This window comes from Streptomyces sp. MB09-01 (assembly GCF_033794505.1).
Taxonomy (GTDB): Bacteria; Actinomycetota; Actinomycetes; order Streptomycetales; family Streptomycetaceae; genus Streptomyces.
The window spans coordinates 37182-50890 of record NZ_JARAYQ010000001.1; the positions used below are offsets into that span (position 1 = coordinate 37182).

Annotated in this window: 15 protein-coding genes and 2 tRNA genes; 12 read left to right on the top strand and 5 right to left on the bottom strand. The window is 70.9% G+C overall.

What is annotated here, in order from left to right; all coding sequences use genetic code 11:
- Positions 1 to 133: 133 nt before the first annotated feature.
- The gene (locus PV721_RS00140) at positions 134 to 619 is read left to right on the top strand and encodes a ribose-5-phosphate isomerase (RefSeq protein WP_319720660.1); all 486 of its coding nucleotides are present in this window, start codon (positions 134 to 136) and stop codon (positions 617 to 619) included.
- A gap of 69 nt (positions 620 to 688) precedes the next feature.
- Entirely contained in the window at positions 689 to 1495 is an 807-nt protein-coding gene (locus tag PV721_RS00145) for an Fpg/Nei family DNA glycosylase (protein WP_319720661.1), read from the top strand.
- Positions 1496 to 1514: 19 nt separating this feature from the next.
- On the opposite strand, the gene PV721_RS00150 is transcribed toward PV721_RS00145, so the two are convergent.
- A complete protein-coding gene (locus tag PV721_RS00150; RefSeq protein WP_319720662.1) occupies positions 1515 to 2750 on the bottom strand; it encodes a GNAT family N-acetyltransferase in 1236 nt (411 codons plus the stop codon).
- Positions 2751 to 2867: 117 nt separating this feature from the next.
- Between PV721_RS00150 and PV721_RS00155 the strand changes: the two genes are divergently transcribed.
- On the top strand, positions 2868 to 4010 hold the full coding sequence (locus tag PV721_RS00155; RefSeq protein ID WP_319720663.1) for a PP2C family protein-serine/threonine phosphatase: 1143 nt from the start codon (positions 2868 to 2870) through the stop codon (positions 4008 to 4010).
- On the opposite strand, the gene PV721_RS00160 is transcribed toward PV721_RS00155, so the two are convergent.
- Both PV721_RS00160 and PV721_RS00165 read right to left on the bottom strand, forming a co-directional pair.
- Entirely contained in the window at positions 3905 to 4531 is a 627-nt protein-coding gene (locus PV721_RS00160) for an AAA family ATPase (RefSeq protein WP_319720727.1), read from the bottom strand. The genes PV721_RS00155 and PV721_RS00160 overlap by 106 nt on opposite strands.
- Positions 4528 to 5196: a DUF4232 domain-containing protein gene (locus PV721_RS00165; RefSeq protein ID WP_319720664.1), complete on the bottom strand. Its 669-nt coding sequence runs from the start codon at positions 5194 to 5196 to the stop codon at positions 4528 to 4530. The genes PV721_RS00160 and PV721_RS00165 overlap by 4 nt, the downstream gene beginning before the upstream one ends.
- A 229-nt stretch (positions 5197 to 5425) precedes the next feature.
- On the opposite strand from PV721_RS00165, the gene PV721_RS00170 reads away from it, so the two are divergent.
- The 3 genes from PV721_RS00170 (at position 5426) to PV721_RS00180 (ending at position 7637) form a co-directional block, all read left to right on the top strand.
- Positions 5426 to 6814 (top strand): pyridoxal phosphate-dependent decarboxylase family protein, encoded by a 1389-nt coding sequence (locus tag PV721_RS00170; protein WP_319720665.1) that lies wholly within the window; start codon positions 5426 to 5428, stop codon positions 6812 to 6814.
- Positions 6811 to 7266: an HD domain-containing protein gene (locus tag PV721_RS00175; RefSeq protein ID WP_319720666.1), complete on the top strand. Its 456-nt coding sequence runs from the start codon at positions 6811 to 6813 to the stop codon at positions 7264 to 7266. Before PV721_RS00170 ends, PV721_RS00175 begins: the two co-directional genes overlap by 4 nt.
- Before the next feature lie 176 nt (positions 7267 to 7442).
- On the top strand, positions 7443 to 7637 hold the full coding sequence (locus tag PV721_RS00180) for a membrane protein (RefSeq protein WP_030008564.1): 195 nt from the start codon (positions 7443 to 7445) through the stop codon (positions 7635 to 7637).
- A gap of 36 nt (positions 7638 to 7673) precedes the next feature.
- Here the strand turns inward: PV721_RS00180 and PV721_RS00185 are convergent, their stop codons facing one another.
- A complete protein-coding gene (locus PV721_RS00185; protein WP_319720667.1) occupies positions 7674 to 8183 on the bottom strand; it encodes a hypothetical protein in 510 nt (169 codons plus the stop codon).
- Positions 8184 to 8304: 121 nt separating this feature from the next.
- Positions 8305 to 8375 (bottom strand) — tRNA-Gly (locus tag PV721_RS00190).
- A 167-nt stretch (positions 8376 to 8542) separates the two neighbouring features.
- Between PV721_RS00190 and PV721_RS00195 the strand changes: the two genes are divergently transcribed.
- From PV721_RS00195 to PV721_RS00220, 6 genes are all read left to right on the top strand, one after another.
- Positions 8543 to 8619: transfer RNA gene (locus PV721_RS00195), tRNA-Pro, on the top strand.
- A gap of 185 nt (positions 8620 to 8804) precedes the next feature.
- Positions 8805 to 10199, top strand: a complete 1395-nt coding sequence (gene tig / locus PV721_RS00200; RefSeq protein ID WP_319720668.1) for a trigger factor — start codon at positions 8805 to 8807, stop codon at positions 10197 to 10199.
- A 276-nt stretch (positions 10200 to 10475) separates the two neighbouring features.
- Entirely contained in the window at positions 10476 to 11093 is a 618-nt protein-coding gene (locus PV721_RS00205) for an ATP-dependent Clp protease proteolytic subunit (RefSeq protein ID WP_030649990.1), read from the top strand.
- Positions 11094 to 11147: 54 nt separating this feature from the next.
- Positions 11148 to 11813: an ATP-dependent Clp protease proteolytic subunit gene (locus PV721_RS00210; protein WP_150257432.1), complete on the top strand. Its 666-nt coding sequence runs from the start codon at positions 11148 to 11150 to the stop codon at positions 11811 to 11813.
- Between the two features lie 153 nt (positions 11814 to 11966).
- Positions 11967 to 13253, top strand: coding sequence for an ATP-dependent Clp protease ATP-binding subunit ClpX (gene clpX / locus PV721_RS00215; RefSeq protein WP_301371147.1), 1287 nt, complete (start codon positions 11967 to 11969; stop codon positions 13251 to 13253).
- A gap of 177 nt (positions 13254 to 13430) precedes the next feature.
- Complete coding sequence (locus PV721_RS00220; RefSeq protein ID WP_319720670.1) at positions 13431 to 13706, top strand: hypothetical protein; 276 nt, start codon at positions 13431 to 13433, stop codon at positions 13704 to 13706.
- Positions 13707 to 13709 lie beyond the last annotated feature (3 nt).

Genomic DNA, 13709 nt, shown 5'->3' on the forward strand with positions numbered 1-13709 from the left:
GTGTTTGGACGAACGCCCCGGACCGAGGTCCTGCCGTGTCCCATCTGGGCTCTTTGGGTTTACTTGAGCTTTAGAAGTGATTTACGCGACACCCCCTGCGGGCCGCCCGGCCGCTTCGTGCCACACTCGTCCCATGCGCGTGTACCTCGGATCCGACCATGCCGGCTTTGAGCTCAAGAACCACCTGGTGGACTGGCTCAAGAACAACGGCCACGAGCCCGTCGACTGTGGGCCCCACATCTACGACGCGGTGGACGACTACCCGCCGTTCTGCCTCCGCGCGGCGCAGAAGACCGCCGCGGACGCCGGCAGCCTCGGCATCGTGATCGGCGGCTCCGGCAACGGCGAGCAGATCGCCGCGAACAAGGTCAAGGGCATCCGCGCCATCCTCGCGTGGAGCGTCCAGACCGCCGAGCTGGGCCGCGAGCACAACAACGCCAACGTCATCTCCGTCGGCGGCCGCATGCACACCCGGGACGAGGTCGTCAGCTTCATCGACGCCTTCCTGAAGACGCCGTACTCCGACGAGGAGCGGCACACCCGCCGCATCGAGATGCTCTCCGCCTACGAGCAGACCGGCGAGCTCCCCCCGATCCCGGCCCACCACCCGCAGGGCTGATCCCGCTCCCGGCCGTGCCGCTCCCTCCGGGGGTGGCACGGCCGTTTTCATTCTTCTCAGGAGTCCGCCGTGCCCGAGGGGCATACGATCCACCGCCTCGCCCAGGACCACACCGAGCGGTTCGCCGCACGCCCGGTCCGCGTGAGCAGCCCCCAGGGCCGCTTCGCCGAGAGCGCGGCCCTGCTCGACGGGCGCGCACTGGAGGGCGCGGAGGCGCACGGCAAGCACCTCTTCCTCGAACTGGGCGACGCCTGGATCCACATCCACCTCGGACTCTTCGGCAAGCTCGGCTTCGGCCCCGCGCCGGCGCCGCCCGCGACCGACACGGTCCGGCTGCGGCTGCTGAACGAGGAGCACTACGCCGACCTGCGCGGACCCACCGCCTGCGCACTGATCGGTGAGGGCGAGAAGAAGGCGATACACGAACGGCTCGGCCCCGACCCGCTGCGGCCGGACGACGACCCCGACCGGGCCTGGGCCCGGATCTCGCGGTCCCGCACCACCATCGCCGCCCTGCTGATGGACCAGAAGATCGTCGCGGGCATCGGCAACGTCTACCGCGCCGAGGTTCTCTTCCGGCACGGCATCGACCCGTACCGGCTCGGCAAGGACCTCACCCGCGCCGAATGGGACGCCATGTGGGCGGACCTGGCCGCGCTGATGCGCGAGGGCGTGCGCAACAACCGCATCGACACCGTCCGCGACGAGCACCTGCCCGAGGTCATGGGCCGGCCGCCGCGGGTGGACGACCACGGCGGCGAGGTGTACGTCTACCGCAGGGCGAACCTGCCCTGCCACATCTGCGGGAGCGAGATCCGCACCGCCGATCTCGCCGCCCGCAACCTCTTCTGGTGCCCGGCCTGCCAGCAGCGCTAGGCCCGCCCCGGCCCCCGCACTAGAAGCCGTGCGGGAGCCACGGGGCCACGTCCCCGGCGAAGGCGCGCGAGGCCTCCGTCAGGGCGCCCGGGCGCAGTTCGCGCACGAACCCCGCCGCGGCGAGCGAGGTGAGGGTCGACCCGCCCAGGTACGCCGACCCGAGCTCCCGGACCGACAGCTCCAGGTCCGCCGGCTCCTCGGTCCGCGTGCAGCGCGCGGCGCCCTTGCCGTCGGCGAACAGCCGCCACCGCCCCGCGTTCCACGGGCAGAAGAGGTCCTCGACCTCCAGGACCACGTCCATGGGAGCCCCGTACGTCCGCGCCTCCAGCGCCGCCGCCAGGTCCACCAGCCGTACGTGCAGCGAGTCCCGCACCCGCGGCTGCGACCTCCGTATGTCCGTGACCAGGTGCAGCACCGGATCGTCCACCGGCCGCCGGGACGCCCGTACGCTCCAGGTCAGGTCGATCGAGAAGAGGAAGCGCCACAGCGCCGCGCACGCCGCCGGGTCCAGCGCGTCGAGGTCGCTCACCTCGACCTTGCCGTCCGAGCCGGACCGGTCCCAGTCCGCCCTCACCCGGTAGCGGGCGTACCCGACCACCTCGCCGTCCGCCCGCTCGGCGACCACGCACTTCAGCGGTGACGAACCGGAGCGCTGTTCGGCCGGGTCCAGCAGCGGCTGCCCCTCCCACCCCGGCTGCCGGGCCGGCATGCCCGGCCGCCGCGGGACCAGCGCCGCGTACACCCGCTCGCAGTCGGCCAGCGCCTCCCGCGGGTCGGCGAGGCGCAGCCGCACCTCCTCCGTCCCCGGCGGCACGGAGAGCCGTACCCGCGTCTTGTCCATGTCCACTTCCAGGGCGTACGTCGCCGTGCCGTAGCCGAACCGCCCGTAGATCGCCGGATCCGAGGCCGTCAGCACGGCGAGCGGTTCACCACCCGCCCGGACGTCGTCCAGCTGCCGGCGCATCAGGGAGCTGAGCACCCCGCGCCGGCGGTGGGTGGGGGAGACGCCCACCATCGTGACGCCGGCGGCGGGGACGATCGCCCCGCCCGGCACGGAGAGCCGGAAGCTGAAGGCGGCGGCCGAACCGACGCACGCGGCGCCGTCCCAGACGCCGAGGGAGCGTTCCGCTTCCGTCAGCGACTTGTAGAGCTTCCGCTCCTCGGAGGAGTCGGGCACCCCACCGAACGCCAGTTCCAGGTGGTCGTACCAGACATCCCACTCATCAGCCTGTAATACGCGCATCTCAAGAGCCATACGGCCATCCCTATCAGGGCATTCCGTGCGAGTCGAAGTGTTTTCGGGCGCCCGGGGACCCCAGGTCCCGGGGTACCCCTGCGCATCCACAGCCAGGATGGATAGGGTCCCGAAGCAATGGCCGGAGCACGCGTGGAGACCCTCATGGCCCGGATGCGCATGCTGTCGCACCGGGGCCGCACCGCCCTGCGCAAATCCGCGGTCGACTACTTCCGCGGCGACGCCTCCGACTGGCTCGCCTTCGCCGGGCTGCTCCTGACCGTGCCCGCCATCGCCTGCGGCACGATGATGCTGCCGGTCTGGTTCTCGCCCTCGGCGCTCGTCCTGCCGATCGTGGCCGGCGGGCTGCTGCTGCGCCCCGCCAGCCTGCTCGGCCTGTACGCCGCCTCCGCGGCCGCACTGATCGTCGAGGCCCTCGTGCTCGGCCCCTACACCCAGGGCCCGGCGCGCGTCACCCCCGGAACCGTCCTCGTCGTCGCCGCCTGCGGGTTCTTCGGACTGGTCATCGCCCAGTTCCGCAGCCGCGTCGGCGTTCCCTGGCGGCGCGGCGGCACCATGCTCTTCGACCTGCGCGAGCGGATCCGCGTCCAGAGCAAACTGCCCGCCCTGCCGCGCGGCTGGCACCGCGAGATGGCCCTGCGCCCGGCCGGCGGCCAGTCCTTCTCCGGCGACTTCGTCGTCGCGGCCCGCACCAACGGCGGCCGCACCCTGGAGATCGTCCTGACCGACGTCTCCGGCAAGGGCATGGAGGCCGGCTCCCGGGCCCTGCTGCTGTCCGGAGCCTTCGGCGGACTGCTCGGCGCCCTGCCCCCGCACGGCTTCCTGCCCGCCGCCAACGGCTACCTGCTCCGCCAGGACTGGGACGAGGGCTTCGCCACCTCCATCCACCTCGTCCTCGACCTGGAGACCGGCGACTACGAACTCCTCTCGGCCGGCCACCTCCCCGCCCTCCAGCTCTGCGCGGGCTCCGGCCGCTGGCAGGAGAAGTCCGGCGAGGGCCCGCTGCTCGGCGTCTACGACGGCGCCGAATTCACCCCCGCCCGCGGGAACCTCCGCCCCGGCGACGTCCTGATGCTCTTCACCGACGGCCTCGTCGAGACCTCCGACCGCGAGATCAGCGAGGGCATCGACCGCCTCACCGGCGAGGCCGACCGCTACGTCGCCTCCGGCTGGGAGGGCGCCGCCTGGCACCTCATCGAAAAGGTCGCCAAGGACGTCAACGACGACCGCGCCCTGCTGCTCATCCGCCGCTCCGCCTGACCGGGCCCCGTGGAGGCGGCCACCCGGTCGGCGACCTCGGACACGGTCAGCCGGTCGGTGGCCAGGTGCTGCGCGAACTCCAGCGCGCGCAGTGCCTCCAGGCACCCGTCCAGCCGGGACACCGCGAAACTCTCCCGCTTCAGCCCGCGGCCCAGCCCCCGCTCGCGCAGCCGCCGCAGCACCGTCTCCCGCTGCGCCAGCAGCGCGAAATGCCGTACGTCGTGTCCGTGTTCCCGCAGCCGCCCCCCGGTCTGCGTGAAATGGGCCGGCTCGGTGACCGTCATCGGCACCAGCACCACGCCCGGACGCCGCCGCGCCGCGAGGTCCAGCACCTCGAACACTCCCTGGCGCCAGGCCGTCAGGTCCTGGAAATCGCCGCGCAGCGCGGGCGGCAGCGTCCGGTGCAGCCCGAACCCGACGTGCTCGGGATCGCACACGACGCTGCCCGGCAGCCGCCGGTGCATCTCGTACGCCGTCTGCGTCTTGCCGCCCCCGAAGGGCCCGTTGAGCCAGACGATCACCGGGCCGCCGCCGTCCACGGGCCGATCCCCAGCTTCCTGGTGTTCCCGAGGTCGAACGGCCGGGCCAGCCGCAGCCACAGCCGGGGCGCTCCGGGGCGGGGTGCGATCTCCAGGACCGGCACCGTCGTGGCCGGCACCGTCGCGTCGGTGACGAGGTTGCGCCACACCACCGACCACGACGCGGCCTGTCCGGGCGCGAGCGTCATCCGCCGCGGGGCCGCGTCGATGTTCGGCACGCCCGTGGTGATTCCCGCCGCGCCGTGCTCCACCGTGACCTCCAGCGGATCGTTGAGGCCGTCCCGCAGCGACACCTCCGGGTAGCCCTCCAGCGCATACGGCTCCGTACCGCAGTTGACCAGCTGGAAGCCTTCCACCCGCAGCCCCATCGCCGCGTCCCCGCCCGTCTCGACGAGCCTGACCCCGCCCTCGGGGCACTTCTCGTCCGGCTTCGCCTCCGGGGCGGGCGAGTTCCGGTTCGGCCGCGCCCCCGTGCCCGGCGTGGCGTCCGGTTCCGCGCCCGGCTGCGCGGACCCGGCCCGCGGCCCGAAGGCCGGCCCCGGCGCGGCCCGCGGCGCCGGCGGCGTACTGCACCCCGCCACGCCCGCCAGCACCCCCGCGACGACCACGCCCCTGACAACGCCACCCGTCCACCGCTTCGCGATCATCCGCCGAGCCTACGACGGTGCGTGCCGCCATCGGGGGCGGGAGCGGGCCACCCGGCCGGTCGGCCCGTCCGCGCCGCCGGCACGTGGGTCGCACCCGTGACCCGGCGGGCCCCGCCAGGTCACGGCAGGCGGGCAGTTCCCCGCGTTCGGCCGGCCCGGCGGCGACACGTGGGCCAATCCGCGCGGATTGGCCCGCCCCGGCAGGGCGTGGCCCGCCTACCGTGCCCCCATGGACCGCACGCTCGCCGCCGACCTCGCCCGGCTTCCCGACCTCCTCGACGCCACCCGCCGCGCCGCCGCCGACACCCTCGCGTCCCTGGACGAGCGGCCCGTCGTACCGCCCGCAGGCAAGCCCCTCGACCCCGAGCCGCTCCCGGAGCACGGCACCGGCGCGGACGCCGCCCTCGCCGCCTTCCGCGAGCGCTGGGAGCCGCGGCTGTCGGCCTCCGCCGGCCCCCGCTACCTCGGCTTCGTCACCGGCGGAGCCACTCCCGCCGCCCTCGCCGGGGACTGGCTCACCGCCGCCCACGACCAGAACTCCAACTCCGCCCTCGACGGCGCCGGCCAGGACCTCGAACGCGAGACCACCGGATGGCTCCGCGACCTCTTCGGCCTCTCCGCCGCCCACACCGGCACCTTCGTCTCCGGCGCCACCATGTCCAACACCACCGGCCTCGCCATCGCCCGCGAATGGCTCGGCGAACGCCTCGGCGTCTCGCCGGCCGAGGACGGCGTCGCCGCCCTGGGCACGGTCCGCGTACTGTCCGGCGCCCCGCACTCCTCGATCGGCAAGGCCCTCTCAGTCCTCGGCCTGGGCCGGAGCTCCCTCGTCACGGTCCCGACCCTGCCCGGTCGCGAGGCCGTGGACCCGGCCGCCCTGGACCGCGCGCTGGCCGACACGCCCGGCCCGGCCGTCGTCGTCGCCAACGCGGGCACCGTCAACACCGTCGACTTCGACGACCTCCCGGCCGTCAACGCCCTCCGCGACCGGCACGACTTCTGGCTGCACACCGACGCCGCCTTCGGCGCCTTCGCCGCCCTCTCCCCGGACCACGCCCACCTCGCCGCCGGACTCGACGCCTCCGACTCCGTCTGCGTCGACCTGCACAAGTGGCTCAACGTCCCCTACGACAGCGCCGTCCAGTTCAGCCGCCGGCGCGATCTGCAGGCCCGCGTCTTCCAGAACTCCGCCGCCTACCTCGGCCCCCTCGGTGACCACCCCGACCTCGTCCACCTCACCCCGGAGAACTCCCACCGGCTGCGCGCGCTGGCCGCCTGGTTCACGCTCCGCGCGTACGGCCGCGAGGGTCACCGGGAGATCGTCGAACGCGACATCGCCTGCGCCCGCGCGCTGGGCGCCGCACTGGAGGCGGACCCCGCCTTCACCCTCCTCGCCCCGGTCCGCCTCAACGTCGTCTGCTTCACCCTCGCCGAGGCCCCCACCGCGGCCCGGCTGACCGCCCTGCGCGAGGCGGCGGGCGCCGAGGTCTTCGTCACTCCTACCGTGTACGGGGGAACCGCGGGCCTGCGCGCCGCGTTCTCCAACTGGCGTACGACGGAAGCGGATGCACGCCGGGCCGCGGAAGCCCTCGGCGCAGCGGCAAGGGAGATCGCATGACGGACAGCCCCCTGACCCTCATCGAGGTGGAGGCCCTCGCGCGCACCGCGCACGAAGGCCAGACCGACAAAGCCGGCCGGCCCTACGCCGAGCACCTCGCGGCCGTCGCAGAAGGGGTCCGCCTGCGCGGCGGCACCCCCGAACAGCAGGCGGCGGCCTGGCTCCACGACTCCATCGAGGACGAGGCCCTCAGCCTCACCTGGCTGGATTCCGCCGCCCTGCCCCAGTCGGTGAAGGACATCGTCCTCGCGGTCACCAAGCGCCCCGGCGAACCGGTCGAGCAGTACACGGCCCGCATCCTCGGCACCCCCGGCGCCCTCCTCGTCAAGGAGGCCGACCTCGCGCACAACGCCGACCCCGTACGCCTTTCCGTACTGGACGGCCCCACGCGCGAGCGGCTGTCCGCGAAGTATGCGTATGTCCGTTCCCTGCTGGGCCTCACCGCTCCATGACCCGGGCGCCGCGCCCGAAACATGCCCGGCGCACATGTGGTTGGAGGAAACGGAACCCGGGCGATTCGTCACGGGACGGATAGCCGGGGCCCGTTGGTGGGAGGATGGTCCATATGGGGGTGTGCCTGGCCGTGCGCCCCGGGCCGACCAGGGGACGACCGAAGGTGTGATCAGTAGTGGCCATTTCGCTGTCAGTGGTGGTTCTGTTGGCGGTCATCCTGGTGGTGCTGATCCGCGGCAACCACATCAAGACAGGTCCCGCCATCGTCGCGGCCCTCTTCGGTTTCTTCCTGGCGTCCAGCTCCATCGCGGACGACGTGAACCGTTTCCTCAACTCCCTCGCGACGATGATCGCGAACATCAAGCTCTGAACGGCCCCGGCCGCCCGAGGTGCGGGCGGCGTGGGGTCAGCCCAGCGGGCCCCGGGTCGCCTTGGCGCGGCGGAAGGCCTCGTCGCAGGTTCGGCCGGAGCGGGTGGCCACCAGGGAAAGGGTGTCGAGGAGCCCGCCGTTGGTGAACTGCAGCCGCCAGGAACCGCTGGTCAGGGCCACCGTCGGAGCGGGCCCGCCCTGGCGGGCCGTGACCTGCCAGCCGCGTTCCTCCAGGGCGGTTTCGAGGGCCGCGAGCCGGCCGTCGTCGGCGGGGCCGTCGCCCGTCCAGTCCGCGATGCAGTCGGCGAGCTCCCCCTCCTCGGCGGGGGACGCGGCACCCGGGGTGAGCCCGGCCGCGGTGGCGGCGGCCGCGAGTTCGGCCGCGACCGTGCCGCGCGAGGGGTCGCCCCCGCCGCGAGCCGGGACCTTCGCGCCCGCAGGTTCGCGGATCCAGCCGTCCGCGTAGCCCTCCTCGGCGGAGCCAGGACGGCCCCGCCGACGGCGAGGACGCCCGCCAGCACAGCGACCCCCGCGGCAGCCGCCCACGCGGCCCCGCTCCTCGTCTTGCCCACGTTCTCCCACCTCTGGGTTCGCGGCCTGCAGGCCCCGGGAACGACGGAGGGCCAGATCGAGGAAACATCCTCTGACCTGGCCCTTCCGTCTTCAGAGCGGGTGACGGGAATCGAACCCGCGTAGCTAGTTTGGAAGACTAGTGCTCTACCATTGAGCTACACCCGCAACGCGCGCGCCGTAGTCGAGGACCGCGGCACGGACAGCATCCTAGCGGGTCGTAGAGGCGGAGCGCACACCACATCTCGCGCCCACGCCCGGGACCGGCCCGAAACGTATCGGGAAACCCCGCACATCAGAGGGTCTCCGGGCATGTACCCTACGTGTCGCACCGACGGGGTGTGGCGCAGCTTGGTAGCGCGTCCGCTTTGGGAGCGGAAGGTCGTCGGTTCGAATCCGGCCACCCCGACCACCATCAGTGTCCCCTCGGATCTTTCGAGGGCGACCGCAAGATCGCGTTGTGGGCTGATTGCCGCTTGCGGCTACTATGCAAGCTGCGTGCCCGTGTGTCTGATGTACCGGGCCGAAGTCCGCTGAACCGCTGAATCGCAGCGAGACGGCAGATCCCCCAGAAGTCAGCCACAAGGAGACCGAACCGTGAAGAGCGCCGTGGAGACCCTGAACCCGACTCGGGTTCGGCTCACTGTTGAGGTGCCCTTCGAGGAGCTCAAGGACAGCCTCGACGCGGCGTACAAGAAGATCAACCAGCAGGTCACGGTGAAGGGCTTCCGCAAGGGCAAGATCCCGGCCCGCGTCATCGACCAGCGCTTCGGCCGCGGTGCGGTGCTGGAGGAGGCCGTCAACGACGCCCTCCCGAAGTTCTACACCGAGGCCGTCAACGAGGCCGACCTGAACCCGCTGGGCCAGCCCGAGGTGGACATCACGGAGCTGAAGGACGGCGAACTGCTGGCCTTCACCGCCGAGGTCGACGTCCGTCCCGAGATCGAGATCCCGGACTACTCCGGCATCGAGGTCGAGGTCGACGCCGTCGAGGTCTCCGACGAGGACGTCGAGAAGTCGGTCGAGCAGCTGCGCGGCCGCTTCGGCTCCACCAAGGACGTCGAGCGCGCCGCCGCCGAGGGTGACGTCGTCACCATCGACCTGGAGGCCAAGGTCGACGGCGAGGTGCTGCCCGACGGCGTCGCCTCCGACGTCTCGTACACCATCGGCTCGGGCGAGCTCCTCGAGGGCATCGACGAGGCCGTCACCGGCCTGGAGGCCGGTGGCGAGGCCACCTTCACCTCCCAGCTGAAGGGCGGCTCCGCCGAGGGCAAGGACGCCGAGGTCACCGTCAAGGTCACCAAGGTCTCCGCCAAGGAGCTCCCGGAGCTGGACGACGAGTTCGCGCAGATGGCGAGCGAGTTCGACACCCTCGAGGACCTCAAGGCGGACAGCCGCAAGCGCCTCGAGAACATGAAGCAGTACGACCAGGCCACGCAGGCCCAGGAGCGCGTCCTGGAGAAGCTGCTGGAGCTCGTCGAGGTCCCGATCCCCGAGAAGCTCCTCGCGGACGAGGTCCAGACCCGCAAGCACAACCTGGAGCACCACCAGCTCGGCCAGATGGGTCTGACCATCGAGAAGTACCTGGAGTTCCAGGGCAAGACGGTCGAGGAGTTCGACGCCGAGACCTCCGAGCAGGCGATCAAGGGCATCAAGACCCAGTTCGTCCTCGACGCGCTGGTCAACAAGGAGAAGCTGGGCGTCAACCAGGAGGAGCTCACCGAGCACCTCATGCGCCGTGCCCAGTCCTCCGGCATGTCCCCCGACCAGTTCGCCCAGGCGGTCGTCGAGGGTGGCCAGGTTCCGATGCTGGTCGGCGAGGTCGCCCGCGGCAAGGCCCTCGCGGTCGTCGTCGAGGCCGCCAAGGTCGTCGACACCAACGGTGACGTCGTGGACCTGTCCGACGACGAGGACGAGGTCGAGCAGGCCGCCGAGGCCGTCGAGGCCGCCGTCGACGGTGACGACGAGGTCAAGGCCGACGAGGCCAAGTAACACCCCGGGCGAAGCCCACCGAGCAGTGCCCCGAAGGGCCCGGACGCAGCCGCGTCCGGGCCCTTCGGCACGGTGCCCGAAAGGCCCCGGGAGCTTGCGCTCCGAGCGAACAGTTCGGGAAGCGGGATGGCGTTGTCCGACCTGCGCGTTAGGGTCCATGAATACGAGGGCACGTGAGTACCCGGGCGCCGGCGGACTCGTCCGCCCCGGCCGGACCGCGCCCCAGAACGAGACGCTGAGACGGCACATGGCCGTCGGAGACGAGCAGGTGGATACGTGACGAATCTGAAGCCTTACGCCGCGGGTGAGCCGTCCATCGGTGGCGGCCTCGGCGACCATGTCTACAACCGGCTGCTCGGCGAGCGCATCATCTTCCTCGGCCAGCAGGTCGACGACGACATCGCCAACAAGATCACCGCGCAGCTCCTGCTCCTGGCCGCCGAGCCGGAGAAGGACATCTACCTCTACATCAACAGCCCCGGTGGCTCGGTGACGGCCGGCATGGCCGTCTACGACACCATGCAGTACATCCCCAACGACGTCGTGACCATCGGCATGGGCATGGCGGCCTCGATGGGGCAGTTCCTGCTCACCGGTGGCGCCAAGGGCAAGCGCTTCGCCCTGCCGAACACCGACATCCTGATGCACCAGGGCTCCGCCGGCATCGGTGGCACCGCGTCGGACATCAAGATCCAGGCCCAGTACCTGCTGCGCACCAAGCAGCGGATGGCCGAGATCACCGCGTTCCACTCGGGCCAGACCGTCGAGGCGATCATCCGCGACGGTGACCGCGACCGCTGGTTCACCTCGGAGGAGGCCAAGGAGTACGGCCTCATCGACGAGATCATCTCGGCCGCGTCCAACGTTCCGGGCGGCGGCGGCACCGGGGCCTGATCCCGGCACCCCCGTCAGTACACAGCAGCCGACAGCCCGCAGAACGCCACCAGGATGGTGAACACCCAGATGCAGAACAACTTCTCCGCGAGCGGCCTCTACACCGGCCCGCAGGTGGACAACCGCTACGTCATCCCGCGCTTCGTCGAACGCACCTCGCAGGGCGTGCGCGAGTACGACCCGTACGCGAAGCTCTTCGAGGAGCGCGTGATCTTCCTCGGCGTGCAGATCGACGACGCCTCCGCCAACGACGTCATGGCCCAGCTGCTGTGCCTGGAGTCGATGGACCCGGACCGCGACATCTCGATCTACATCAACAGCCCCGGCGGCTCCTTCACCGCGCTGACGGCGATCTACGACACGATGCAGTTCGTGAAGCCGGACATCCAGACGGTCTGCATGGGCCAGGCGGCGTCCGCCGCCGCGGTCCTGCTCGCCGCCGGCACCCCCGGCAAGCGCATGGCCCTCCCGAACGCCCGCGTGCTGATCCACCAGCCGTCCGGCGGCACCGGCCGTGAGCAGCTCTCGGACCTTGAGATCGCGGCCAACGAGATCCTGCGCATGCGCGACCAGCTGGAGACCATGCTGGCCAAGCACTCCACGACGCCGATCGAGAAGATCCGCGACGACATCGAGCGCGACAAGATCCTCACGGCCGAGGACGCGCTCGCGTACGGCCTGATCGACCAGATCGTCTCGACCCGCAAGAACTCCCACTGATCCTTGCTGTCAGTTGGCGTGGAACCGCCGCCGGATTCGGCGATGTGAACCACGTCAAGGGGGCCCCGCACGGGGCCCCCGGCAAGGTACCGTCGGATATGAGGCACCAGGAGCGCTGAACCAGGCGTCTCCCAGGCGAAGGGGAAGCACCTCGTGGCACGCATCGGTGACGGCGGCGACCTGCTCAAGTGCTCGTTCTGCGGAAAGAGCCAGAAGCAGGTGAAGAAGCTCATCGCAGGACCCGGTGTGTACATCTGCGACGAGTGCATCGACCTCTGCAACGAGATCATCGAAGAGGAGCTCGCGGAGACCTCCGAGGTCCGGTGGGAGGAACTCCCCAAGCCCCGTGAGATCTACGAGTTCCTGGAGAGCTACGTCGTCGGCCAGGAGCCGGCGAAGAAGGCCCTCTCGGTAGCGGTCTACAACCACTACAAGCGCGTCCAGGCCGGCGAGAACGGCGGCGCGCAGGGCCGGGACGACGCGATCGAGCTCGCGAAGTCCAACATCCTGCTGCTGGGTCCCACGGGCTCCGGCAAGACGCTGCTCGCGCAGACCCTCGCCCGCATGCTGAACGTCCCGTTCGCCATCGCCGACGCGACGGCGCTGACGGAGGCCGGGTACGTCGGCGAGGACGTCGAGAACATCCTGCTGAAGCTGATCCAGGCCGCCGACTACGACGTCAAGAAAGCCGAGACCGGGATCATCTACATCGACGAGATCGACAAGGTGGCCCGCAAGAGCGAGAACCCGTCGATCACGCGCGACGTCTCGGGCGAGGGCGTCCAGCAGGCGCTCCTGAAGATCCTGGAAGGCACGACCGCCTCCGTCCCGCCGCAGGGCGGCCGGAAGCACCCGCACCAGGAGTTCATCCAGATCGACACGACGAACGTGCTCTTCATCGTGGGCGGCGCCTTCGCCGGCCTCGAGAAGATCATCGAGTCGCGTGCGGGCGCCAAGGGCATCGGCTTCGGGGCGACGATCCGCTCGAAGCGCGAGATCGAGGCCAGCGACCAGTTCCAGGAGGTCATGCCGGAGGACCTGGTGAAGTTCGGGATGATCCCCGAGTTCATCGGCCGCCTCCCCGTGCTGACCTCCGTCCACAACCTGGACCGCGAGGCCCTGCTCCAGATCCTGATCGAGCCGCGCAACGCCCTGGTGAAGCAGTATCAGCGGCTGTTCGAACTCGACGGTGTCGAGCTGGACTTCGAGCGCGAGGCCCTCGAGGCCATCGCCGACCAGGCCATCCTCCGCCAGACGGGCGCGCGCGGCCTGCGCGCCATCATGGAAGAGGTCCTCATGTCGGTGATGTACGAGGTCCCGTCCCGCAAGGACGTCGCCCGCGTGGTCATCACCTCGGACGTGGTCCGCTCCAACGTCAACCCGACGCTGGTCCCGAGGATCGTCCCGAAGGACCAGGGCCCGCACGAGAAGTCGGCGTAGCGGCACCAGGCATTACACAGGAGGGCCGATCCCAGTCGACTGGGATCGGCCCTCCTGGCGTGTGATATCAGCCAAGAAAATACGAAAGTCGGTCGTAAGTTCGATCATTCGTTGAGCCCGTGCTCTTCGGCGAGTTGACTACCGGTCGGTAGGAAACGAACCGCAAGGAGTAGGTACATGAGCAAGGCGCGACGGATCATCGGGATGGCGGCCGCGGCGGCGATGGCAGGTGCGCTTCCTCTGCTCGCTGCGTCGCCCGCGCAGGCCACGTCCGGGGACTGCCAGAACTACATGCGGAACCTGGGCTACAACGTGGGATCCGGTGTCATCGGCGCTTGCGATCTCGGCGAGGGGGGTTTCATCGGCGAGCAGGGCTGTTTCGCCCGGATGATCCAGCTGGGTGTGAAGTACGACGACGCTCGTGAGGCGTGCTACCAGGCGGCGCGTGACTGACGT

Coding starts and splice junctions, on each gene's coding strand:
- PV721_RS00140 (WP_319720660.1), top strand. CDS start 134: ATGCGCGTGTACCTCGGATCCGACCATGCCGGCTTTGAGCTCAAGAAC.
- PV721_RS00150 (WP_319720662.1), bottom strand. CDS start 2,750: ATGGCTCTTGAGATGCGCGTATTACAGGCTGATGAGTGGGATGTCTGG.
- PV721_RS00155 (WP_319720663.1), top strand. CDS start 2,868: ATGGCCGGAGCACGCGTGGAGACCCTCATGGCCCGGATGCGCATGCTG.
- PV721_RS00165 (WP_319720664.1), bottom strand. CDS start 5,196: ATGATCGCGAAGCGGTGGACGGGTGGCGTTGTCAGGGGCGTGGTCGTC.
- PV721_RS00170 (WP_319720665.1), top strand. CDS start 5,426: ATGGACCGCACGCTCGCCGCCGACCTCGCCCGGCTTCCCGACCTCCTC.
- PV721_RS00175 (WP_319720666.1), top strand. CDS start 6,811: ATGACGGACAGCCCCCTGACCCTCATCGAGGTGGAGGCCCTCGCGCGC.
- PV721_RS00210 (WP_150257432.1), top strand. CDS start 11,148: ATGGTGAACACCCAGATGCAGAACAACTTCTCCGCGAGCGGCCTCTAC.
- PV721_RS00220 (WP_319720670.1), top strand. CDS start 13,431: ATGAGCAAGGCGCGACGGATCATCGGGATGGCGGCCGCGGCGGCGATG.